The sequence below is a fragment of the Palleronia salina genome (genome assembly GCF_900141995.1).
Taxonomy (GTDB): Bacteria; Pseudomonadota; Alphaproteobacteria; order Rhodobacterales; family Rhodobacteraceae; genus Palleronia; species Palleronia salina.
Genome location: NZ_FQZA01000012.1, coordinates 35889 through 56073 on the forward strand (window position 1 = coordinate 35889; position 20185 = coordinate 56073).

The window sequence follows — 20185 nt, forward strand, 5'->3', positions numbered from 1 at the left end:
GGCTGCGCGCGCCCGGAGTCGAGGGGGCGAGCGCCGGTTCACGCGCTGGATCTCAGCAGGAATCGATGACCCGCGAGACCAGCGGATCGCCCGCCGCCGTGCGCACGTTGGCCGCGAAGCCGCCGCGCGTGGCGATATAGGACCGCAGCGCGGGCGCGGCGCACATCTGAAGGCCGAAATCACGCTGGAACGCCTCGATGAACGCGGCCCGCTTGGCGGGCGTGTCGATGGCGCTGTCGTCGCTGAGGCTGAGATCCATGATCACGCGGCCGTCCCCGGCGCGGGCATCGTTCAGGACGAGACCGGGCGACAGTTCCGAGCCTTCCAGCGGCTCGAGCGCCGAAAGCACGGCCGCCTGCTGCGGCGGGTTGGCGGCGGCCCGGGCGGCGGCCTCGGGGTCCACCCGCGGAAGCGAGGCCGTGGGGGCCGTCGTGTTGCAGGCGGCCAGCGCCACCAGACCCGCACCGAGCAGCAATCGATCGAACATTACAGATATCCTTCTTGCAGTCTGGCCGCAGCTTGGGTCCAGACGCCGCCGAGCGCAACGCGAATCACCGGAAATCGGGCCGGAGCGCATCTCCAAAAACCTGACTAAAAGGACAGGGTCGAAAAAATCTGCCTTTTTCACGCCGTAATTTCAGCTTCGAGTTTAACGGAATTTCGCGAACAATCCTTGGGGTTCAACCCTGCGTTGTTTCGCGGTGCGCCGCAATGCCATGCTTTGCCACTTTTGCCGCCACAAACCCGCCACAGGATTGGAGTTGAATAAAACTCGAATTGGTCCCGGGCGAAATGCGTCCCGATCGAGGGCCAGGAAAGAGGAAGTATGTCTCGTATGTCACCCATTTCGGCCCTTCGCATTGCCCGTTTCGGCAACGAGGAAGAAGGCTCGCTGACGATCATGGCCCTGTTCTTCTTCATCTGCATGGTGATGATCGGCGGCCTGTCGTTGGACATCATGGTGTTCGAGAACAACCGCACCCGCCTGCAGAACCTCAGCGACCGGGCGGTGCTGGCCGCCACGGCGATGAACCAGGAGGGCGACCCCGAGGCCGTCGTGCGCAGCTACTTCGACAAGGCGGGCATGTCGTCGAACCTCGCGGGGATCCAGGTCAGCCAAGGGCTGGTCGCACGGACGGTGTCGGTGCAGACCGCGCAGCCCATGCGCACGATGTTCATGAACATGACGGGCGTGACGCAGCTGAAGGCGCAGACGAACTCGACCGCGGTCGAGGGCATGGACCAGCTGGAAGTCGCGCTGGTGCTGGACGTGTCGAACTCGATGAACCAGGCCTCGAACGTGCCGGGCATGGCGACCAAGCTGGACGACATGAAGAACGCCGCCAAGCGCTTCATCGACGTGATCTACGACAACGCGGACCAGGGCACCGTCAGCGTCACGCTGATCCCCTACAACACCCAGGTGAACGCGGGCCGCGACATCCTGGAGGCGCTGAACGTGCAGCTCGACCACGAGCATTCCTTCTGCCTGGACTTCGACGACACCGACTATGGCGCTGTCGCGATGAATACCAGCAAGGCCTACAGCCAGGCCGCGCATTTCGACCAGTGGCACGTGAACGAGCAGGACCCGGTCGTGACCGTGTGCCGCTCGGGATCGAACCAGGAGATCAAGCTGCACCAGAGCGACCCCGAGGTCATCAAGGCGCAGATCGACGCGCTGACGGCGCATGGCAACACGTCGTCCGAGATCGGCATGAAGTGGGCTGCCTCGCTGCTGGATCCGTCGACCAGGGACCTTGTTCAGCAGCTGTCGTCGAACGGGGTCGTCCCGAACGAGATGTCGAACCGCCCGCTGGATTACGACGTCGACGGCGCGCGCAAGGTCGTGATCCTGCTGACCGACGGCATCAACACCGAACAGATGCGGATGAACAACCAGTACAAGAACGGCATGTCGCCGGTCTACGAGACGGTGAACGACGGGGCGACCGAAACCTTCTCGGTCGACATGCGCAGCCTGTTCAACCGCGCCTATGGCAACAGGAACTTCTGGGCCAAGGCCGATTGCTACCTCGGCATCTGCTGGAACGACACCTGGAACCAGACGCCCACACTGGGCTGGGTCGCATCCCTGCTCGGCTTCAACCCGAACTACGGCCAGCGTCGCCTGACCTGGCAGGAAACCTGGGAGACGATGAACCCCCGGCACCTGGCCTGGCACTACCTGGTCGACGCGAGCGAGAACTCGCAGGACTACTACGATTTCCTCGACGGCCTGTGGTCGCCGGTCAGCGGCGCCACCAAGGACACCCGCCTGCTGGGCATGTGCAACGACATGCGCGAGGAATCGATCACGGTCTACACCATCGGGTTCGAGATCAACGACCACGCCCGCGACATCATGGGCCGCTGCGCGTCGAACGCGAACACCTTCATCGACGTGACCGGCGACGACCTGGAAGAGACCTTCGCTTCGATCGCCACGTCGATCACCAGACTGAGGCTGACCCAATGATCACGCGCCTGAAATCCATGGGCGAGCGCGTCGTGCGCTTCCGCCGCGACGAGGACGGGGTCGCCACGATCGAGTTCGTGATCCTGTTCACGCCGATGATCATGATGATGCTCATGGGCGCCGAGGCGGGCCTGCTGAACCTGCGCCACGCCATGCTGGAGCGCGGCGTCGACGTGGCCATGCGCGCGGTGCGGCTGGGCCCGGCGACACCGCCCTCCCATGCCGACATCAAGAAGATGATCTGCGATCAGGCCCTGCTGATCCCCGATTGCGAGAACGCGCTGTCGGTCGAGATGCGCGCCGTCTCCAAGAACAACTGGGACGTGCTGGGCGACAAGGCGATCTGCCGCGACCGGTCCGAAGAAATCAAGCCGGCCACCCATTTCAACCCCGCCCAACAGTCCGAACTGGTGCTGGTGCGGGCCTGCGTGAAGGCACGGCCCATCTTCCCCACCGCCGGTCTGGGCGCGGCAATGACCAAGGACGCCAATGGCGATTACGCCGCCATCGCGACCTCGGCCTTCGTGAACGAGCCGACCTGAGCCAGGTCGCAGGAGACATGATCATGCAGATCTTCCATCCCCTCCAGCGTGCTTTGTCGCGCTTCCGTCGCGGCGAAGCGGGCGGGCTGTCCATCGAGTCGATCCTGACCCTGCCGACCCTGGCCTGGGCCCTTCTGGCGTGCTTCTCGTATTTCGACGGCCTGCGGCAGTACAACATCAACATCAAGGCCGCGCACACCATGGGCGACCTGCTGTCGCGCGAAACCCAGGTGGTCGACGACGACTACATCGACGGCATGCACGACGTGCTGAAGTTCCTGACCCGGTCCGCCGCCGAGCCGCGGATGCGGATCTCGGTCGTGGCCTATGACGGCGACGACGACAGCTTCGAGCTGATCTGGTCCGAGGCGCGCGGCGGCCAGGCCGCTCTGACCGAGGCCGGCCTGAAATCCATCGAGGGCCGCCTGCCCATGGCGTTCGGCGGCTCGCAGCTGATCGTCGTCGAGACCTCGATCGACCACAAGGCACCCTTCGTCTTCGGCCTGAGCGACCGGACGCTGGACAACTTCCTGGTGACCCGCCTGCGGTTCGTTCCGCAGCTGAACCACGAGGATCACATGGAAGGCAACACGGGCACATCCTGACCTTCCCGGCGGCGCCCCGCGCCGCCCCCAAGACCCGCCGCGCCGCCATGGCACGGCTGGCAAGCGACTGATCAATCAACGTTTGGGCGCGTTTCCGTCCAATTCCTGCCCTGAACGCGGTCAAGATCGTTTTCCGGGACGAGTCAGATGTCCGTCCCGTGTGTGAAAGGGATTGGGTATGACGTTGGCGCGTGCGGAGAAACAGGCCCGGGGATTGCTTGGGCGCATCGCCCGCGACGAAGATGGCTCGTTCGTCCTGTTCGGCATCTACCTTGTCATCGCGATGCTGCTGGTCGGGGGCGTTGCCGTCGACATCATCCGGCACGATTACGAGCGGATCCGCATGCAGGGCACGGTGGACACGGCGATCCTGGCCGCCGCCGACCTGGACCAGACGCTCGATCCCGAGGCGGTGGTCCGCGATCATTTCGACAAGGCGGGCGTCCTGGAACGACTGGACCACGTCCAGGTGACCGAGAACATCAATTCCCGCATCGTCAGCGCCCAGGCGTCCATGGACGTGAAGACCATGTTCATCCGCTCGCTGGGCATGAACAGGATCGGCGCACTGGCAGGCGGGGTCGCCCGCGAGGATATCCGCGATATCGAGGTGTCTCTGGTTCTCGACATCTCGGGCTCGATGGCTGACTTCAACCGCATCGACAACCTGAAGACCGCCGCCAAGGATTTCGTCTCGACCGTTCTTTCGGGCGTCGACGACGGGCGCGAGAACGAGGTCTCGATTTCGATCGTTCCCTATTCGACCGAGGTGAACATGGGCTCGGAAATGGCGTCGCTCTTCGCACTGTCGGACGTGCACGACTTCTCGCATTGCGTGAATTTCCAAAACAGCGATTTTGACTCGATTGCCATGGATCTCAGCGTGTCGCGCCAGCAGACGGCCCATTTCGATCCGTTCTCCAACGGGTTCACCTTCGAGCAGCGCGCGCCCGACCCGCTGCTCACGCCGTGCCGCGCGGACGAAGCCGCGGAAATCGTCTACATGTCGCAGAACGAGGCCGAGCTGCATGCGCGCATCGATGCGCTGCAGCCGGGCGGAAACACCTCGATCGATGTCGGTCTGAAATGGGGCGCGGCGCTGCTGGATCCGTCGATGCGGGCGCCGATCACGACCCTGTCCGCCCTGGGCAAGGCCGACCCGGCCTTCGTCGGTCGCCCCTACGATCACGGCCGCAACAACACCATGAAGATCATCGTCGTGATGACCGACGGTCAGAACACCTACCAGTACCGCCTGAAGGACGCCTATCGTGGGACGGCGATGAGCGATGTCTGGGGCGCCATGATCACCGACGCGTCGAACCCCGAGGATAACGGCTTCCGCTTGTCCGTCGACGACGATGAATACCAAGATTTCGACAATGACGGCCGCTGGGAGGAGGATTGGTGGATCCCCAATCGCGGGCGCTGGTACAACAGCAACTGGGGCGGCAGCGCGGCCGATCGCCTGACCTACCAGGAACTGTGGAGCGTCGCCTCGCTGGGCTGGCACGCCTACTGGGGCCGGTATCGCCAATACAACAACGCCGACACCTACTACTGGTGGAAGGACACGCCCTACACCAATATCGGACCCACCACGAAGGACCCGCGCATGACCGACATGTGCGAGAAATCCAAGGACAAGGGCATCCTCGTCTTCTCCATCGCGCTCGACGTGGCCGAGTCGAACGCCACTCGGATGGAAGACTGCGCCAGCTCGGACAACCACTACTTCAACGTGCAGGGCACCGAGCTTCTCTATGCCTTCTCGGCCATCGCCAGCACCATCAACCAGCTGAGGCTGGTGCAATGATCTGGCGGCTGCTCCGGAGCTTCGCCCGGCGCGAGGACGGCTATGGCACGGCCGAGGTCGCGCTCCTGTTCCCGGCCGTGCTCTGGCCGTTCATGCTGGCGATGGAAACCGGCTTCGTTCAGATGCGCCAGGTCATGATGGAGCGGGCCATGGACGTGGTCGTGCGGGACCTGCGCCTGGGCGCCGCCCATATCGACAGTGCCGAGGCGTTGAAGCAGGCCCTTTGCGACGAAGTTCTGATCATGGGCGGCTGCATGGACGATCTCATGCTCGAGATGATGCCGGTGCAGGTCCCGGATTATTCGCCGCCCGGCGGCCGCGTCGCCTGCGTCGACCGCTCGGAGGAGTTCAACCCGGTCACGACCTACAGCCCCGGCGCGAACAACGAGATGATGATGCTGCGCTTCTGCCTGCTGCACGACCCGATCCTGCCGGCCGTGGGTCTGGGAAAGATCCTGCCGCGCGAGGCCGGGGGCGGCTTCGCCCTGACCGCGTCGACCTTCTTCGTGAACGAGCCGAGCAGCTGATCGGATGGCTCTGCGTCTGCCCCTCCGCGCCCGCCGCTTCCTCCGCAACGAGGATGGCGCCTATTCCATCGAGGCCGCCCTGGTGCTGCCCACGTTGATCTGGTGCAGCCTGGCGATGCTGACCTATGTCGACGGCTACCGCCAGCAGACCATGAACTTGCGCACCACCTATGCGCTGTCGGACATGCTGTCGCGGCAGTGGAACCCCGTCGGCCCCAAGTTCGTCGACGGGCTTGGCCGGGTCCACGACCACCTGACCGAAAGCGATGACGAGACATTCCTGCGCGTGACCGTCGCCTACTGGGACGAGCCGGCGAACGAGCACAGGCTGGTCTGGTCCGATGCCACCAGCGACGGCCCCGTCCCGCTGAACCAGGAAACGCTGTCCGACATCGCCGGCGCGATCCCGACGATGGCTAACGGCGACAGCGCGATCATCGTCGAAACCTGGATGAACTACGTGCCGGCCTTCAATGTCGGCCTGAAGCCCAGCCAGTTCTACAACCGCGTCGTCACGTCGCCACGCTTCACGCCGCAGCTGAAATACGACGTCTCCAAGTAGGCCGCCGCCTCAGTCGTCTTCGTCGCGCGTCTCCGCATCCTGCGCGGCCCGCTGCGCCATCATCGCCTGCAAAAGTTCGGCCACGGCCTTGGCCTCGCCCGGCGAGGTCACGCCGCCCACGCCCAGCCGCCGCCCCAGCCGCCACCAGAGCCCGGGCCGCCAGCCGAAGGGCTGCGGCGAGGTCAGCACCACCGAAAACCCGTTCGACGGCTTGAAGGCGAAGGCGCCCCGTTCGATCTTGTCGATGCCGTCCAGCGGGGCCAGCGCGTCGCCCTCTTCCGTGAACAGGCCCTCGGGCCGCAGCACGAGCGCACCGGCCGTGGCGCGCCACAGGGCCAGGGCGGAAGCACAGGCCGCGATGCCGACGGTTGCGAGGATCGCCCGCCAGATGGCCGGCGCGGGCTCGGCCACGGCGATCCACAGCACCAGCACGCCCAGCGCGGCGATGGCCCCCACGCCGATGAATCGCCGCGAGGGCGAGGCGCGCAGCTCGGTCAGGGTGGATCCGGGCGGACCCTGGATCGGCAGCTGCGGCGTCAGCATGGCGGCTCCTTCGCGACGTGTCTTCGGCGTGGCCACCGCCATAGCGCCGCGCGGCCCCGGTGAAAAGCGCCGCTTGTGGCGCGCCGCCCCCCGCGCCTAGTCTCGGGACGAGAGATTCCCGTCCAGCCCGGAAGGCCCGCCATGCAAGCCCCGCGTTTCCTTGTCGCCCTCTGCCTGCTGGCGGGGTGCTCGATCCCGCAGCTGGACACACCGAACGCGGCCGAGATCGCCCGGCAGGATTACCCCGAGCTGCGCCCCCTGTCCGAGCTGACAGCCGAGGCGGACGCCCGGTCCCAGGCGATCACACCGGGCGTCACCGACGGGTTGCGCGCCCGGGCCACAAGCCTGCGGGCCCGCGCGCGGGTCCTTCGCCAATCGGCCCTGACGCCCGCCGACCGGGAACGGATCCGTTCCGGCCTCGCCCGCCTGAACGCCGCGCGGGCAGAAGGCTGAAATGCGGCCCCTGCGGGTCTAGTGATCGGCGGTCAAAGGGGGTAAAGGGCGGCCCAGACAGCCACCCGCCAAAGGAGCCGCCCCCATGACCAGCCCCCTTCGCCTTGGTATCGCCGGGATCGGCACGGTGGGTGTCGGCGTCATCCGCATCGTCCAGCGCCACGCCGACCTGCTGGCCGCGCGCTGCGGCCGGCCGATCCAGATCACCGCGGTATCGGCACGCGACCGGTCGCGCGACCGCGGCGTTCGCCTGGGCGAATACGCGTGGGAGGACGACGCCGTGGCGCTGGCCCGCCGTGACGACGTCGACGTCTTCGTCGAGCTGATCGGCGGCGATGACGGCCCGGCCAAGGCCGCCGTCGAGGCCGCCATCGCCGCGGGCAAGGACGTGGTCACCGCCAACAAGGCGCTGCTGGCCCATCACGGCCAGGCTTTGGCCGAGGCGGCCGAGGGTGCGGGCGGCGTGCTGCGCTTCGAGGCCGCGGTGGCGGGCGGCATCCCCTGCATCAAGGCCCTGACCGAAAGCCTTGCGGGCAACGAGATCACGCGCGTCATGGGCGTGATGAACGGCACCTGCAACTACATCCTGACCCGCATGGAAAGCGCGGGCCTGACCTATGACGCGGTGTTCCAGGAGGCGTCGGACCTGGGCTATCTCGAGGCCGACCCGACGCTCGACGTGGGCGGGATCGACGCGGGCCACAAGCTGGCGCTGCTGGCCTCGATCGCGTTCGGCACCAAGGTGGATTTCGGCGCGGTGAAGCTCGAGGGGATCGAGCGGATCTCGATCGACGACATCAACCGCGCCGCCGACATGGGCTTCCGGGTCAAGCTTCTGGGCGTGGCGCAGATGACCGGCCGGGGGCTCGAGGCGCGGATGCAGCCCTGCCTGGTGCCCGCCGCATCACCGCTGGGCCAGCTGGAGGGCCCGATGAACATGGTCGTGCTCGAGGGCGACAGCGTTGGCCAGATCGTGCTGCGCGGCGCGGGCGCGGGCGAAGGCCCGACCGCCAGCGCGGTCATGTCCGACGTGGTCGAGATCGCCCGCGGCCAGCGCCTGCCGACCTTCGGCCAGCCCGCGAGCGGCCTTGCCACGCCGCGCCCGGCCGAGGCCAACACGCCCGCCCCCTACTACCTGCGCATGGTGCTGAAGGATCGCCCGGGCGCGCTGGCCAAGATCGCCGCCTGCCTCGGTGCCGAGGGCATCTCCATCGACCGGATGCGCCAGTACGACCACGCCGAGGGCAGCGCCCCTGTCCTGATCGTGACGCACAAGGCCATGCGGTCGGGGCTGGATGCCGCCATCGCCGCCATGGCGGGAACCGACGTGCTGGAAAGCGAACCGGTGGCGCTAAGGATCGAGGACGTCTGACAACCAGCCGCTTTCCATCGCGAGAACGGGCCGTCACACACGGGTTTCCGCGCCCCGCGCCGCGCAGTTTCGGCGCAAACAACCTTGTGCGCGCAGGGCCAAGCCCTTAGGCCTTGGGCGATTTTTTCGCCAGATGCACGGAGCGCGCCCATGGCCGACCAAGATTTCAACGACCGCATGTTGTCCCTGGGCCTGGCCCGCGTAAGCGAGGCGGCGGCCCTGGCCTCGGCGGGTTGGATCGGGCGCGGGGACGAGAAGGCGGCCGACCAGGCGGCCGTCAACGCCATGCGCGAACAGCTGAACCGGCTCGACATCGCCGGCACCGTCGTCATCGGCGAGGGCGAGCGCGACGAGGCGCCCATGCTCTATATCGGCGAAGAGGTCGGCACCGGGAACGGCCCCCAGGTGGACATCGCGCTCGACCCGCTGGAAGGCACGACCCTGACCGCCAAGGACATGCCCAACGCGTTGACCGTCATCGCCATGGGCGGGCGCGGATCCATGTTGCATGCCCCCGACGTCTACATGGAAAAGCTCGCCATCGGGCCGGGCTTCCGCCCCGGCACCGTGACCATGGCCATGCGCCCCGCCGAACGGGTCAGCGCCCTGGCCGCGGCCAAGGGCTGTTCCACCCACGACATCACCGTCTGCGTGCTGGAGCGCCCCCGCCACGAGGAAATGATCGCCGAGCTGCGCTCGACCGACTGCGCGGTGCGCCTGATCACCGACGGCGACGTGGCCGGCATCATCCACACGGCCGAGCCCGACCGCACCGGCATCGACATGTACATGGGCTCGGGCGGCGCGCCCGAGGGCGTCCTGGCGGCCGCCGCCCTGAAATGCATGGGCGGCCAGATGTTCGGCAAGCTGCTGTTCCGCAACGACGACGAGCGCGAACGCGCCAAGAAGGCCGGCGTCACCAATTTCGACCGGGTCTACACCCGTGACGACCTGGTCAGCGGCGACGTGATCTTCGCGGCCACCGGCGTCACCGACGGGTCGGTCGTGGACGGCATCAAGCGCGAGCCGGGATACCTGACCACCGAGACGATCCTCATGCGCTCGAAAACCGGATCGGTGCGGCGGATGATCTACCGCAACCCGACCAAGCACAGCTGAGGCGCCTTGCCGCCAGCGCTGCGCAGGGCATCATGCGTCGCGCCATGAGTATTTTACGACCAGTGATGGGAAGGCCGCTTTCACCGCGGCCGCCCGCGGTATTCGGCTGCTCTTGCATAGGTATTTGAAGACCGGTGATGGCAGCGGCGCCGCGGCCGCCGACGGTTTCGCGGGCCCCTGTGGCGTTTTTTCGCGCGGCGGGGTTTTCGCATGGGCGATCCCCGTATATCGTGTCGGCACCACACACCTTATCCACATGTTGTGAGCATGCCGCGCGATTTGACCGTTGAAGCCTTTCTGAATGTCGAGCGGTCGTTGACCGGGCGCACCTGGATCGGACCCGATGCCAACGACCTGCGCCTTGCCGAGGCGATGGCGCAGCAGACCGCCCTGCCCGCCCCGATCTGCGGCGTGCTGGTGCGCGCGGGTGTCGCCGCGGACGGCGCCGAGGCGTACCTGGCCCCGTCCCTGCGCGAGCTTCTGCCGGACCCGCGCGGCTTGCAGGACATGGGCCGCGCCGCCGGCCGGCTGATCCGCGCCGTGGACCGGGGCGAGCGGATCGCCGTGTTCGGCGATTACGACGTGGACGGCGCATGCTCCTCGGCCCTGCTGATCCTTTGGTTGCGGCAGATGGGCCGCGACGCCACGCTGTATATTCCCGACCGCATCGACGAGGGCTATGGCCCCAACGTGCCCGCCATGGCCGACCTTGCCGCGCGGCATGACGTGATCGTCTGCGTGGATTGCGGCACGCTCAGCCACGAGGCCATCGCGGCGGCCCAGGGCGCCGATGTCATCGTCCTGGACCACCACATGGGGGCCGAGACGCTTCCCCCCGCCATGGCCGTGGTCAACCCGAACCGCATGGACGAGGATCGGTCGCTCGGCCATCTCTGCGCCGCCGCCGTGGTGTTCCTTCTGCTGGTCGAGGCCGGTCGGCTGCTGCGCGAGCGGGGCACGCGGGGGCCGGACCTCTTGAGCTTTCTCGACCTGGTCGCGCTGGCGACCGTGGCCGATGTGGCGCCGTTGATCGGGGTAAACCGCGCCTTCGTGCGCCAGGGGCTGACCGTCATGGCACGACGCCAGCGGCCGGGGCTGGTGGCGCTGTCGGACGTGGTCCGGCTGGACACGCCGCCGACCGCCCACACGCTGGGCTTCGTTCTGGGACCGCGGATCAACGCGGGCGGGCGCATCGGCGCGGCGGACCTGGGCGCGCGCCTGCTGACCACGGACGACCCGGCCGAAGCCGCCGCCCTGGCCGCCCGGCTGGACGCGCTGAACGAGGAGCGCCGCGCGATCGAGACCGAGGTGCGCAATGCCGCCCTCGCCCAGGCCACCGCGCGCGGCACCGACGGCGCACTGGTCTGGGCCGCGGGCGACGGCTGGCATCCCGGCGTCGTGGGCATCGTCGCGGCGCGGCTGAAAGAGGCTACAGGACGTCCGGCCGTGGTCATCGGGCTCGAGGACGGTGTCGGCAAGGGATCCGCCCGGTCGATCAGCGGCGTCGACCTGGGCGCCGCGATCCACCGCCTCGCCGCCGAGGGCCACCTGGAGAAGGGCGGCGGCCACAAGATGGCCGCGGGCCTGACCGTCAAGGCCGACCGGCTCGAACCCGCCATGGCGCGGCTGGAAGAGCTGTTGGCCCGCCAGGGCGCCGCCGAGGGCGAATCGCGTGCCCTGACCCTGTCCGGCCTGCTCATGCCCGGCGCCGCGACGGCCGAGCTGATCGAGCGGATCGAGTGTGCCGGCCCCTTCGGCATGGGGGCCCCGGCCCCGCGCTTCGCCTTCGCCGATTGCCGGATTCTCGACGCGCGCCGCGTGGGCGAAAGCCACCTGAAGATCGCCTTCGGAGACGGCACCGGACCGCGGCTGGACGCGATCTGCTTCGGCGCCTTCGACGGCCCTCTGGGCGACGCGCTGACGGGCCACGGGGGCCGCCGGTTCCACCTGGCGGGCCGCCTGGAGGTGAACCACTGGAACGGCCGCAGCCGCCCGCAACTACGCCTGGACGACGCGGCCGAGGCCAGCGTGGCATGACGTCGGGGCGGCTTCGGGACCTGCGCATTTTTTCCGACAAAAAGCGCGGAAATCGTCTTGCAGCCCCCCCGCAGTTTGCTTAGAGACACCGCCAGTGGCCCGTTCGTCTATCGGTTAGGACGCCAGGTTTTCAACCTGGAAAGAGGGGTTCGATTCCCCTACGGGCTGCCACTTTCCCTCTCTTCGAACCAGCCCGCCATGCACGCACCGCATCGTGGAATTGCGTGATCCTTGGGACGGTCTGACCTGCGCATAGGATCAGCCTCGGACCACCAAGGCGCGGCCACGCGCGCGCGAGCCGGCCCCGCATCAACCAAAGCGCGACTGCCCCGGGCGGAGCGTTTGCACCCCGCCCGGCTGGGCCGCCCCATCGGCTTGCACAGTCTCTTTCTAGTCGGCGAGGTAGGCGCGGATCGCGGCTTCGGGGCCATCGACCCAGACCTGCCGCAAGGCATCGGTGAAGGGCTCGGCGAAGCGAGGCTCGGCGGCCAGGTCGCCGTAGATCCACTTCTGGTCCAGCCAGGCCGCCGGGTCGTCCTTCGCGGCGGCCGCCGCGGCGCTGAGACGGTCCCAGTTCGGATCGTTGGGCTCGATCTCGGAGCCGTCGACGCGGGTGCCCGCGCACATCCGCGCCCAGAGCGCTTCCACCAGCGCCAGCCCCTGCAGGGAGGCACCCTTCCCGAGCGCATCGCGGATGATCGGAAGCAGGAATCCCGTGTGGCGGGACGAGCCGTCGAAGGCCACGCGGCGCACGGTGTCGCGGATCTCGGGGTTGGAATAGCGGCTGTCGATCAGGTCCACGTAATCGGCCGGCGTCATGTCCGGGACCGGTTTAACATGCGGCGCGATTTCGTCCAGGGCCACCTTGCGGAACAGGCCGTGGATCGCGTCATGGGCCATGCAGTCGGCGATGGTCTTGCAACCCAGAAGCTCGCCCGGGTTCGCCACGACCTGGTGGGTGGCGTTCAACAGGCGGATCTTCATCGCCTCGTAATCGTGCACGTCATCGGTGAAGGTCGCGCCGATCCGGTCCCAGTCGGGGCGCCCGGCGCAGAACCGGTCCTCGATCACCCATTGGCGGAAATTCTCGTGGGTGACCGGGGCGTTGTCGTCGATCCCGAACTCGCGGACCAGCTGCAGCTCGGACGGGCCGGTGGCGGGGACGATGCAGTCGACCATGGAATTCGGGAAGGTGCAGTTGGTTTCGATCCAACCGGCAAGGTCGCGATCGGACAGGCGCGCCAGCCCCAGCACCGTCTGTTTCAGCACGTCGCCATTGCCCTGCAGGTTGTCGCAGCTTTGGCAGGTGAACGGGCCGGTGCCCGCGTCGCGCCGCCGCTTGAGCGCCGCGATCATCGCGCCGAAGGCCGTGCGAGGCGCCTCGGGGTTGGCCGCGTCGTGCTGGATGTCCACGTGCCCTTCGTCGAAGCCACCATCGGGGGTCACGAAATACCCGCCCTCGGTCACGGTCAGCGACACGATGCGGATCGCCGGGTCGGCCATCCGTTCGATCAGCGGGCCGTTGCCGTCTTCGACGGGAACGAAGTCGATCATCGCGCCGGTGACCTCGGCCGACCGGCCCTTGGGGTCCAGCTCGATCAGCGTGGTCAGGCAATCCTGGGCCAGCAGACGCTCGCGCTGTTTCGCGTCGGGCGCACGGACGCCCGCGCCGACGATGGCCCAGTCATGGGCCGCGCCGGTGTCCATCAGGCGGTGCAGATACCATGCCTGGTGGGCGCGGTGGAAATTGCCGAGGCCGATATGCACGATGCCGGGCGTGAGCGCCGCGCGGTCATAGCCGGGCACGCGGACCCCTTCGGGCAGATCCATCAGCGTGGCGTTCGACAGGCGGGTGGTCATGAGTGAATCCTTCGCGAAATTCGTCGGGGCGACGGGGTCAGCTCATCCACTGGCCGCCGTCGACGTTGTAACATTGCGAGACGATGTAGTCCGCCTCGGGCGAGGCCAAGAAAACGGCCATCCCGGTCAGATCGTCGGGCGTGGCGAAACGGCCCGCGGGCACACCGGCCGCGACCTCGGCCTTCTTCTGGCCCGGCGGCTTGCCTTCGAGCTTGGCGAACATGCTGGCCACGTGGTCCCAGTGTTCGCCGTCGACCACGCCGGGCGCGATGGCGTTCACGTTGATGCCGTGGGAGATCAGGTTCAGGCCCGCCGACTGGGTCATCGAGATCACCGCCGCCTTGGTCGAGCAGTAGACCAGCACCAGCGGCTCGCCCCGGCGCCCGGCCTGCGAAGCCATGTTGATGATCTTGCCGCCATGGCCCTGGGCGATCATCTGCCGCGCGGCGGCCTGCATGGTGAACAGCGTGCCGGCCACGTTCACCGCGTAAAGCCTGTCATAGCTTTCGCGCGTGATGTCCACCGTCTCGGCCGCGTCGAACAGCGCCGCGTTGTTCACCAGGATGTCCAGCTTGCCGGCCCGGTCCACCACGGCCGCGATGGCCGCGTCGATGCTGTCCTGTCGCGTCACGTCCAGCTCGACGGCATAGGCCCCCTGCCCCAGTTCCTCGGCCGCCGCGCGGGCGGCCTCGAGGTTGATGTCGCCGATGGCCACGGTCGCGCCCTCGCGCAGGAAGGCGGCGGCGAAGCCCTTGCCGATTCCGCGCGCCGCGCCCGTGATCAGGGCGGATTTGCCGTCCAGCCGCCTCATGCGATGCGCAGGCCTTTCTCGTCGAAGCGGTGGATCTTGTCGGCCTGCGGCTCGAGATGGATCATGTCGCCGTGGCGCAGCCCGACCTCGCCCCCGGCGCGGACGGTCATGGGTTCTTCCATGGCATCCACGTGGACGTGGAAGAAGGTATCGGACCCAAGGTGCTCGGACACGCCGACCTTGCCCGAGAAGGTGCCGCCGCTTTCGACCACGTCCAGATGCTCGGGGCGGATGCCTATGGTGTGGGCCCCGTGGGCCTGCGCGGCGGGGCCGCTCATGAGGTTCATCTTGGGGCTGCCGATGAAGCCCGCGACGAAGACGTTGCGCGGCTCGCGATAGAGCTCCAGCGGGCTGCCCACCTGCTCGATATTGCCGGCGCGCAGCACGACGATCTTGTCGGCCATGGTCATGGCCTCGACCTGGTCGTGGGTGACGTAGATCATCGTGGTCTCGAGCCGCGAGTGCAGCTCGGAGATTTCAAGGCGCATGCCCACGCGCAGCGCGGCATCGAGGTTCGACAGCGGCTCGTCGAACAGGAACGCGGCCGGTTCGCGCACGATGGCGCGGCCGATGGCGACGCGCTGGCGCTGACCGCCCGAAAGTTGCCCGGGCCGCCGGTCCAGGTAGTCGGTCAGGTTCAGCGCATCGGCCGCCTTCTTGATGCGACGGTCCTGCTCGGCCTGGTCCATGCCCGCCATCTTCATGGGGAAGGCGATGTTCTTGCGCACGGTCATGTGCGGGTAGAGCGCGTAGGACTGGAACACCATGGCGAGGCCCCGCTTGGCCGGCGGCAGGTCCGTAGCGGGCTGCCCGTCGATCCGGATCTCGCCGGACGACACGTCCTCGAGCCCCGCGATCAGCCGCAGCAGCGTGGACTTGCCGCAGCCCGAGGGGCCGACGAAGACCACGAACTCGCCATCCTCGATGGTCAGGTCCAGCGGCGGGATGACCTCGGTTTCACCGAACTTCTTTTGCACTTTCTCAAGCGTGATGCGTCCCATGGAGAGGCTCCTTTTCAATACCCTTCGGCTTGCACGGCTTCAGGGCGCGATCGATGCCCTGTCGCGTGCGCGGCTTGAGGCGTTACTTCACGGCGCCGAAGGTCAGACCCCGGACCAGCTGCTTCTGGCTGAACCAGCCAAGGATGAGGATCGGCGCGATGGCCATGGTCGAGGCCGCGCTGAGCTTGGCGAAGAACAGGCCCTCGGGCGAGGAATAGCTGGCGATGAAGGCCGTCAGCGGCGCGGCGTTCACCGCCGTCAGGTTCAGCGTCCAGAACGCCTCGTTCCAGGCGAGGATGAAATTCAGAAGAACCGTCGACGCGATGCCCGGCACCGCCATGGGCGTCAGCACGTAAAGGATCTCGTTGCGCAGGGACGCCCCGTCCATCCGCGCGGCTTCCAGGATCTCGCCCGGGATCTCGCGGAAATAGGTGTAAAGCATCCAGACGATGATCGGCAGGTTGATGAGCATGATGATCACCACCAGTGCCACCCGGTTGTCGAGCACGCCGAGCTCGATGCAGATCAGGTAGATCGGGTAGAGCACGCCCACCGCCGGCAGCATCTTGGTCGACAGCATCCACAGCAGGATGTCCTTGGTCCGGCGCGACGGGACAAAGGCCATGGACCAGGCCGCCGGCACCGCGATGATGACGCCCAGGATCGTCGAGAAGCCCGCGATGATGACCGAGTTCCACAGGAAGCGCATGTAGTTCGAGCGCTCCTGCACGATGCGGTAGTTCTCGAGCGTCCAGTCGAAGCCCAGGAAGATGGGCGGGTCCGCGATGGCCTGTGCCTCGGTCTTGAAGCTGGTCAGGATCGTCCAGAGGATCGGGAAGAAGATCAGCAGTCCGATGGCCCAGGCCACGGCCGTGTTGATCGCCTTGCGTCTGCTGCTGACTGCGCGTGCCATGTCCGTCTCCTCCTCAGGTGTCCAGGTTCTTGCCGACGATGCGCATCAGGAAGATGGCGACGATGTTGGCCAGGATGATCGCGTAGACACCGCCCGCCGAACCAAGGCCGATATTCTGGCTTTCCAGCACCCGCTGGAAGATCAGGTAAGTCAGTGTCCGCGTGCCGAAGGCGCCGCCGGTGGTCACGAAGATCTCGGCGAAGATCGACAGCAGGAAGATGGTCTGGATCAGCAGCACGATGGTGATGGCCCGGCTCAGGTGCGGCAGGATGATGTACCAGAACCGCTTCAGGTGCGGGGCGCCGTCCATCTCGGCCGCCTCCAGCTGGTCGCTGTCCAGCGACTGGATCGCGGTCAGCAGGATTAGGGTGGCGAAGGGAAGCCATTGCCAGCTGACGATCAGCACGATCGAGAACAGCGGCACGTCCGACAGCCACACCACAGGGTCGGCCCCGAAGAACCGCCACAGGTGGGCCAGAAGCCCGTTCGTGGGATCCATGAACATGTTCTTCCAGACCAGCGCGGACACGGTGGGCATGACGAAGAAGGGCGCGATGACCAGGATGCGCACGATCCCCTGCCCGAACATCGGCTGGTCCAGAAGCATCGCCAGCAGGATTCCGAAGAAGATGGTTATGACCAGCACGCCCCCGACGATGATCAGGGTCGAATAGATCGAGGGCCAGAAAGACGAGGATGTGACGAAGCGGACGTAATTGTCCCACCCCGCGAAGCCCAGGTCCCCGCCCCGAAGCGGCAGGTACTGCCTGAACGAGAACCAGAGCGTCATGCCCAGCGGCACGAGCATCCAGACCAAGAGCACGAAGACGGCGGGCGCCATCATGAGTCGCGCGGCGGAGCGTGAGTGTTGCGTGGCCATGGTGTCCTCCCTCACGCGGCGCGGCCGCGGACGACTGGCAGAATGTCACGACGATCCGGTCGATGCAGACCGCTCCTCCCCCGGGGATCGTCGGACCCGGGAACGGTCGTGCGACGGGGCGGGCGCGCCGCCCCGTCGCGATTGTTGGTCGTGGCTTAGTAGCCCGCGGCCTCCAGGGCGTCGGTCATGATGGCCTGGCCCTGCTCAAGCGCTTCCTCGACGCTCTGCTGACCGGCATAGGCCGCCGAGAATTCCTGGCTGACCTGGCCCCACATGCCCGCCCATTCCGGGATCGCGGCGAACTGGACGCCGGTATACGGGACCGGGTCGACCGTCGGGTTGGTGGGATCGGCCGCGTCGATCGACGCCAGCGTCAGGTCGGCAAAGGGAACGTCGGCATAGTTCTCGTTCTCGTAGAGCGAGGTCCGCGCACCCGGGGGCACGTTGGCCCAGCCTTCGTTCTCGGCAACCAGCTCGATATAGTCGGTCGAGGTGGACCACTCGATGAACTGCTTGGCCGCATCGGCCTGCTCGGTGCCGGCCGGGATGGCAAGCGCCCAGGCCCAGAGCCAGTTGGCCTTCTTGTCGACGCCCTCGGCGCTCGGCGCCAGCGCGAAGCCGACGCTGTCGGCAACCTCGGATTCCTCGGGGTTGGTCACGAAGGACGCCGCGACGGTCGCGTCGATCCACATGCCGCACTTGCCCTGCTGGAACAGCGACAGGTTCTCGTTGAAGCCGTTGGTGGCGTAACCGGCGGGGCCCGATTCAGCCATCATCTCGGTAAAGAAGGTCAGCGTTTCGGCCCACGCTTCGCTGTCGAGCTGCGGCTCCCAGTCCTCGTTCACGGGACGTGCGCCGAACGAGTTCGCCATGGTCATGATGAAGGCACCGCCTTCGCCCCAGCCGGCCTTGCCGCGCAGGCAGATGCCGTTGATGTCGGCGTCGCGGTCGGTCATCGCGGCGGCCGCTTCGCGGATGAACTGCCAGGTCGGCTCTTCCGGCATCTCGAGGCCGGCCTCTTCCATCAGGTCCGTGCGGTACATGATCATCGAAGACTCGCCGTAGAACGGCGCGGCGTAGAGCGTGCCGTTATAGCTGAGACCGGCGCGCATGGCGGGCAGGATGTCCTCGGCGTTGTAGTCGTCGGACAGGTCGTCCAGCGGCACCAGCCAGTCGTTGGCAGCCCAGATCGGGGCCTCGTACATGCCGATGGTCATGATGTCGAACTGGCCGCCGCCGGTGGTGATGTCGGTCGTGACGCGCTGGCGCAGGACGTTTTCCTCGAGCGTGACCCACTCGACCCCGATCCCCGTCTCTTCGGTGAATTGGTCGGTGTAGCCCTGCATCCGGACCATGTCGCCGTTGTTGACGGTGGCGATGGTGATCGTCGTGTCTTGGGCCATGGCGGTCGCGGCCATGCCAGAGGCAAGGCCAATGCCGGCCACGGTGCCCAGAAGGCGTTGTGTCGTGGTCATGTGTTCCTCCCAGAACGAAATTTACGCAGGTAAAGAGTTAGCGGCGAGCATATGTTCGGTCAACCAAAAGTTTCAAATTCGGATGCGGCAGCGCAGCATATTTAGCAGGATCACGCGGACTCGCGAAGCTTCAGGACCCCGGGAAACAAGGTTACGGCGTGGTCCGTCAGGGAATTTTCCGCGCGTATCTTCTTCATCAGACGCGCCACGGCGGCCTGGCCGATGGCGTCCACGTCCTGGCCCACCGTGGTCAGCGACGGCACCAGGAACGGGCACAGCGGATAGTCGTCATGCCCAGCGATTCGCAGCCCGCCCTTGCGCCGCGCGCCCGGATCCAGCCCGAACCGCGCCGCGGCGCGCAGCGCCCCGATGGCCACGCGGTCGTTCACGCAGATGATCGAGCGATCCGTCAGGCGGCCCTCGGCGAACTCCCGACCCAGCGCCAGCTCTCCGTGCGCCTCGTAATGCGCGCCGGGCTCGATCTCCTCGGTGCCGACGACCTGCGGCTCCAGCCCCAGCTCCTCCATCTTCTCGAGATAGGCGCGCTCGTGGTTCAGCGCGTTGAAATTGACCCGCGGCATGGCCAGGAACACCGGCGGATCCCCCACGCGGGCCAGGTATTCGGTCATCAACCCCATGCTTTGAGAATGCTCGGTGCCGATGTAATCCACGTGGCTCAGCGCGCCGGGACGGCTGTCGACCAGGACGAATGGCAAGCGCCGGTTCAGCCGCTCCATGGCGGCGATATCGCTGTTGTCGCCCAATGGCGCGACGATGGCGCCGTCCACGTTCATCGAGATCAGCGTCTCGACCGCGCGCGCCTCGACCTCGGGCGTGGTGTGCGAGCACTGCACGATGACGGTGAACCCCGCCTCCATGGCCGCGAACTCGATGGATTGCTGAAGCTTGGTGAAGAACAGGTCGTTCAGGTAGGGGATGATGACGCCGATCATCCCCGTGGATTTGCGATTCATCCGCGTGGCGAAGAAGTTCGGCACGTATTCGACCCGCTCGAGCCCGCGTGCGATCCGCTCGCGCGAGCTGCGGCTGACGCTGTCGGGATCCTGGAAATACCGCGACAGAGTCGGGCGCGACACGCCGATGGCGACCGACAGCTCTTCCATCGTGCGCAGGCGCGGCCGCTCGCCGCCCGCACCGGATCCCTTCGGCATTTTTACCTCCCGCGGGCA

Annotated in this window: 19 protein-coding genes and 1 tRNA gene; 11 read left to right on the forward strand and 9 right to left on the reverse strand. The window is 66.9% G+C overall.

The window, feature by feature from the left end; genetic code table 11:
- Positions 1-52 precede the first annotated feature (52 nt).
- Entirely contained in the window at positions 53-487 is a 435-nt protein-coding gene (locus BUB76_RS14570) for a hypothetical protein (protein WP_073129527.1), read from the reverse strand.
- Positions 488-835: 348 nt separating this feature from the next.
- On the opposite strand from BUB76_RS14570, the gene BUB76_RS14575 reads away from it, so the two are divergent.
- The 6 genes from BUB76_RS14575 (at position 836) to BUB76_RS14600 (ending at position 6531) form a co-directional block, all read left to right on the forward strand.
- Positions 836-2479 (forward strand): Tad domain-containing protein, encoded by a 1644-nt coding sequence (locus BUB76_RS14575; RefSeq protein WP_073129528.1) that lies wholly within the window; start codon positions 836-838, stop codon positions 2477-2479.
- A complete protein-coding gene (locus BUB76_RS14580; RefSeq protein WP_073129529.1) occupies positions 2476-3021 on the forward strand; it encodes a TadE/TadG family type IV pilus assembly protein in 546 nt (181 codons plus the stop codon). The genes BUB76_RS14575 and BUB76_RS14580 overlap by 4 nt, the downstream gene beginning before the upstream one ends.
- 23 nt (positions 3022-3044) lie before the next feature.
- Positions 3045-3626, forward strand: a complete 582-nt coding sequence (locus BUB76_RS14585) for a hypothetical protein (protein WP_073129570.1) — start codon at positions 3045-3047, stop codon at positions 3624-3626.
- Positions 3627-3804: 178 nt separating this feature from the next.
- Positions 3805-5442: a pilus assembly protein TadG-related protein gene (locus BUB76_RS14590; RefSeq protein ID WP_073129530.1), complete on the forward strand. Its 1638-nt coding sequence runs from the start codon at positions 3805-3807 to the stop codon at positions 5440-5442.
- The gene (locus tag BUB76_RS14595) at positions 5439-5969 is read left to right on the forward strand and encodes a TadE/TadG family type IV pilus assembly protein (RefSeq protein WP_084140687.1); all 531 of its coding nucleotides are present in this window, start codon (positions 5439-5441) and stop codon (positions 5967-5969) included. Before BUB76_RS14590 ends, BUB76_RS14595 begins: the two co-directional genes overlap by 4 nt.
- 4 nt (positions 5970-5973) lie before the next feature.
- Complete coding sequence (locus BUB76_RS14600) at positions 5974-6531, forward strand: TadE/TadG family type IV pilus assembly protein (RefSeq protein ID WP_073129531.1); 558 nt, start codon at positions 5974-5976, stop codon at positions 6529-6531.
- A 9-nt stretch (positions 6532-6540) separates the two neighbouring features.
- On the opposite strand, the gene BUB76_RS14605 is transcribed toward BUB76_RS14600, so the two are convergent.
- Positions 6541-7074, reverse strand: coding sequence for a hypothetical protein (locus BUB76_RS14605; protein WP_073129532.1), 534 nt, complete (start codon positions 7072-7074; stop codon positions 6541-6543).
- Positions 7075-7215: 141 nt separating this feature from the next.
- On the opposite strand from BUB76_RS14605, the gene BUB76_RS14610 reads away from it, so the two are divergent.
- From BUB76_RS14610 to BUB76_RS14630, 5 genes are all read left to right on the forward strand, one after another.
- On the forward strand, positions 7216-7527 hold the full coding sequence (locus tag BUB76_RS14610) for a hypothetical protein (protein WP_073129533.1): 312 nt from the start codon (positions 7216-7218) through the stop codon (positions 7525-7527).
- 85 nt (positions 7528-7612) lie between these two features.
- Positions 7613-8899, forward strand: coding sequence for a homoserine dehydrogenase (locus BUB76_RS14615; RefSeq protein ID WP_073129534.1), 1287 nt, complete (start codon positions 7613-7615; stop codon positions 8897-8899).
- A 150-nt stretch (positions 8900-9049) separates the two neighbouring features.
- A complete protein-coding gene (glpX, locus tag BUB76_RS14620; protein ID WP_073129535.1) occupies positions 9050-10018 on the forward strand; it encodes a class II fructose-bisphosphatase in 969 nt (322 codons plus the stop codon).
- A gap of 267 nt (positions 10019-10285) precedes the next feature.
- Positions 10286-12055 carry a single-stranded-DNA-specific exonuclease RecJ gene (gene recJ / locus BUB76_RS14625; protein ID WP_073129536.1) on the forward strand — a complete coding sequence of 590 codons (1770 nt, stop codon included), beginning with the start codon at positions 10286-10288 and terminating at the stop codon, positions 12053-12055.
- A gap of 96 nt (positions 12056-12151) precedes the next feature.
- Positions 12152-12226 (forward strand) — tRNA-Glu (locus tag BUB76_RS14630).
- Between the two features lie 219 nt (positions 12227-12445).
- On the opposite strand, the gene BUB76_RS14635 is transcribed toward BUB76_RS14630, so the two are convergent.
- The 7 genes from BUB76_RS14635 to BUB76_RS14665 all read right to left on the reverse strand — a co-directional run bounded on the left by BUB76_RS14635 (position 12446) and on the right by BUB76_RS14665 (position 20167).
- The gene (locus BUB76_RS14635) at positions 12446-13915 is read right to left on the reverse strand and encodes a mannitol dehydrogenase family protein (protein WP_073129537.1); all 1470 of its coding nucleotides are present in this window, start codon (positions 13913-13915) and stop codon (positions 12446-12448) included.
- Positions 13916-13952: 37 nt separating this feature from the next.
- Positions 13953-14726 carry an L-iditol 2-dehydrogenase gene (locus BUB76_RS14640; protein WP_073129538.1) on the reverse strand — a complete coding sequence of 258 codons (774 nt, stop codon included), beginning with the start codon at positions 14724-14726 and terminating at the stop codon, positions 13953-13955.
- Complete coding sequence (locus BUB76_RS14645; RefSeq protein WP_073129539.1) at positions 14723-15727, reverse strand: ABC transporter ATP-binding protein; 1005 nt, start codon at positions 15725-15727, stop codon at positions 14723-14725. Before BUB76_RS14645 ends, BUB76_RS14640 begins: the two co-directional genes overlap by 4 nt.
- An 82-nt stretch (positions 15728-15809) precedes the next feature.
- Positions 15810-16640, reverse strand: a complete 831-nt coding sequence (locus BUB76_RS14650; protein ID WP_073129540.1) for a carbohydrate ABC transporter permease — start codon at positions 16638-16640, stop codon at positions 15810-15812.
- 13 nt (positions 16641-16653) lie between these two features.
- Positions 16654-17520, reverse strand: a complete 867-nt coding sequence (locus tag BUB76_RS14655; protein WP_073129541.1) for a carbohydrate ABC transporter permease — start codon at positions 17518-17520, stop codon at positions 16654-16656.
- Positions 17521-17675: 155 nt separating this feature from the next.
- Positions 17676-18938, reverse strand: a complete 1263-nt coding sequence (locus BUB76_RS14660) for an ABC transporter substrate-binding protein (protein WP_073129572.1) — start codon at positions 18936-18938, stop codon at positions 17676-17678.
- Between the two features lie 167 nt (positions 18939-19105).
- The gene (locus BUB76_RS14665) at positions 19106-20167 is read right to left on the reverse strand and encodes a LacI family DNA-binding transcriptional regulator (protein ID WP_236737930.1); all 1062 of its coding nucleotides are present in this window, start codon (positions 20165-20167) and stop codon (positions 19106-19108) included.
- Positions 20168-20185 lie beyond the last annotated feature (18 nt).

Coding starts and splice junctions, on each gene's coding strand:
- BUB76_RS14570 (WP_073129527.1), bottom strand. CDS start 487: ATGTTCGATCGATTGCTGCTCGGTGCGGGTCTGGTGGCGCTGGCCGCC.
- BUB76_RS14575 (WP_073129528.1), top strand. CDS start 836: ATGTCACCCATTTCGGCCCTTCGCATTGCCCGTTTCGGCAACGAGGAA.
- BUB76_RS14580 (WP_073129529.1), top strand. CDS start 2,476: ATGATCACGCGCCTGAAATCCATGGGCGAGCGCGTCGTGCGCTTCCGC.
- BUB76_RS14585 (WP_073129570.1), top strand. CDS start 3,045: ATGCAGATCTTCCATCCCCTCCAGCGTGCTTTGTCGCGCTTCCGTCGC.
- BUB76_RS14590 (WP_073129530.1), top strand. CDS start 3,805: ATGACGTTGGCGCGTGCGGAGAAACAGGCCCGGGGATTGCTTGGGCGC.
- BUB76_RS14595 (WP_084140687.1), top strand. CDS start 5,439: ATGATCTGGCGGCTGCTCCGGAGCTTCGCCCGGCGCGAGGACGGCTAT.
- BUB76_RS14600 (WP_073129531.1), top strand. CDS start 5,974: ATGGCTCTGCGTCTGCCCCTCCGCGCCCGCCGCTTCCTCCGCAACGAG.
- BUB76_RS14605 (WP_073129532.1), bottom strand. CDS start 7,074: ATGCTGACGCCGCAGCTGCCGATCCAGGGTCCGCCCGGATCCACCCTG.
- BUB76_RS14610 (WP_073129533.1), top strand. CDS start 7,216: ATGCAAGCCCCGCGTTTCCTTGTCGCCCTCTGCCTGCTGGCGGGGTGC.
- BUB76_RS14615 (WP_073129534.1), top strand. CDS start 7,613: ATGACCAGCCCCCTTCGCCTTGGTATCGCCGGGATCGGCACGGTGGGT.
- glpX (WP_073129535.1), top strand. CDS start 9,050: ATGGCCGACCAAGATTTCAACGACCGCATGTTGTCCCTGGGCCTGGCC.
- recJ (WP_073129536.1), top strand. CDS start 10,286: ATGCCGCGCGATTTGACCGTTGAAGCCTTTCTGAATGTCGAGCGGTCG.
- BUB76_RS14635 (WP_073129537.1), bottom strand. CDS start 13,915: ATGACCACCCGCCTGTCGAACGCCACGCTGATGGATCTGCCCGAAGGG.
- BUB76_RS14640 (WP_073129538.1), bottom strand. CDS start 14,726: ATGAGGCGGCTGGACGGCAAATCCGCCCTGATCACGGGCGCGGCGCGC.
- BUB76_RS14645 (WP_073129539.1), bottom strand. CDS start 15,727: ATGGGACGCATCACGCTTGAGAAAGTGCAAAAGAAGTTCGGTGAAACC.
- BUB76_RS14650 (WP_073129540.1), bottom strand. CDS start 16,640: ATGGCACGCGCAGTCAGCAGCAGACGCAAGGCGATCAACACGGCCGTG.
- BUB76_RS14655 (WP_073129541.1), bottom strand. CDS start 17,520: ATGGCCACGCAACACTCACGCTCCGCCGCGCGACTCATGATGGCGCCC.
- BUB76_RS14660 (WP_073129572.1), bottom strand. CDS start 18,938: ATGGCCGCGACCGCCATGGCCCAAGACACGACGATCACCATCGCCACC.
- BUB76_RS14665 (WP_236737930.1), bottom strand. CDS start 20,167: ATGCCGAAGGGATCCGGTGCGGGCGGCGAGCGGCCGCGCCTGCGCACG.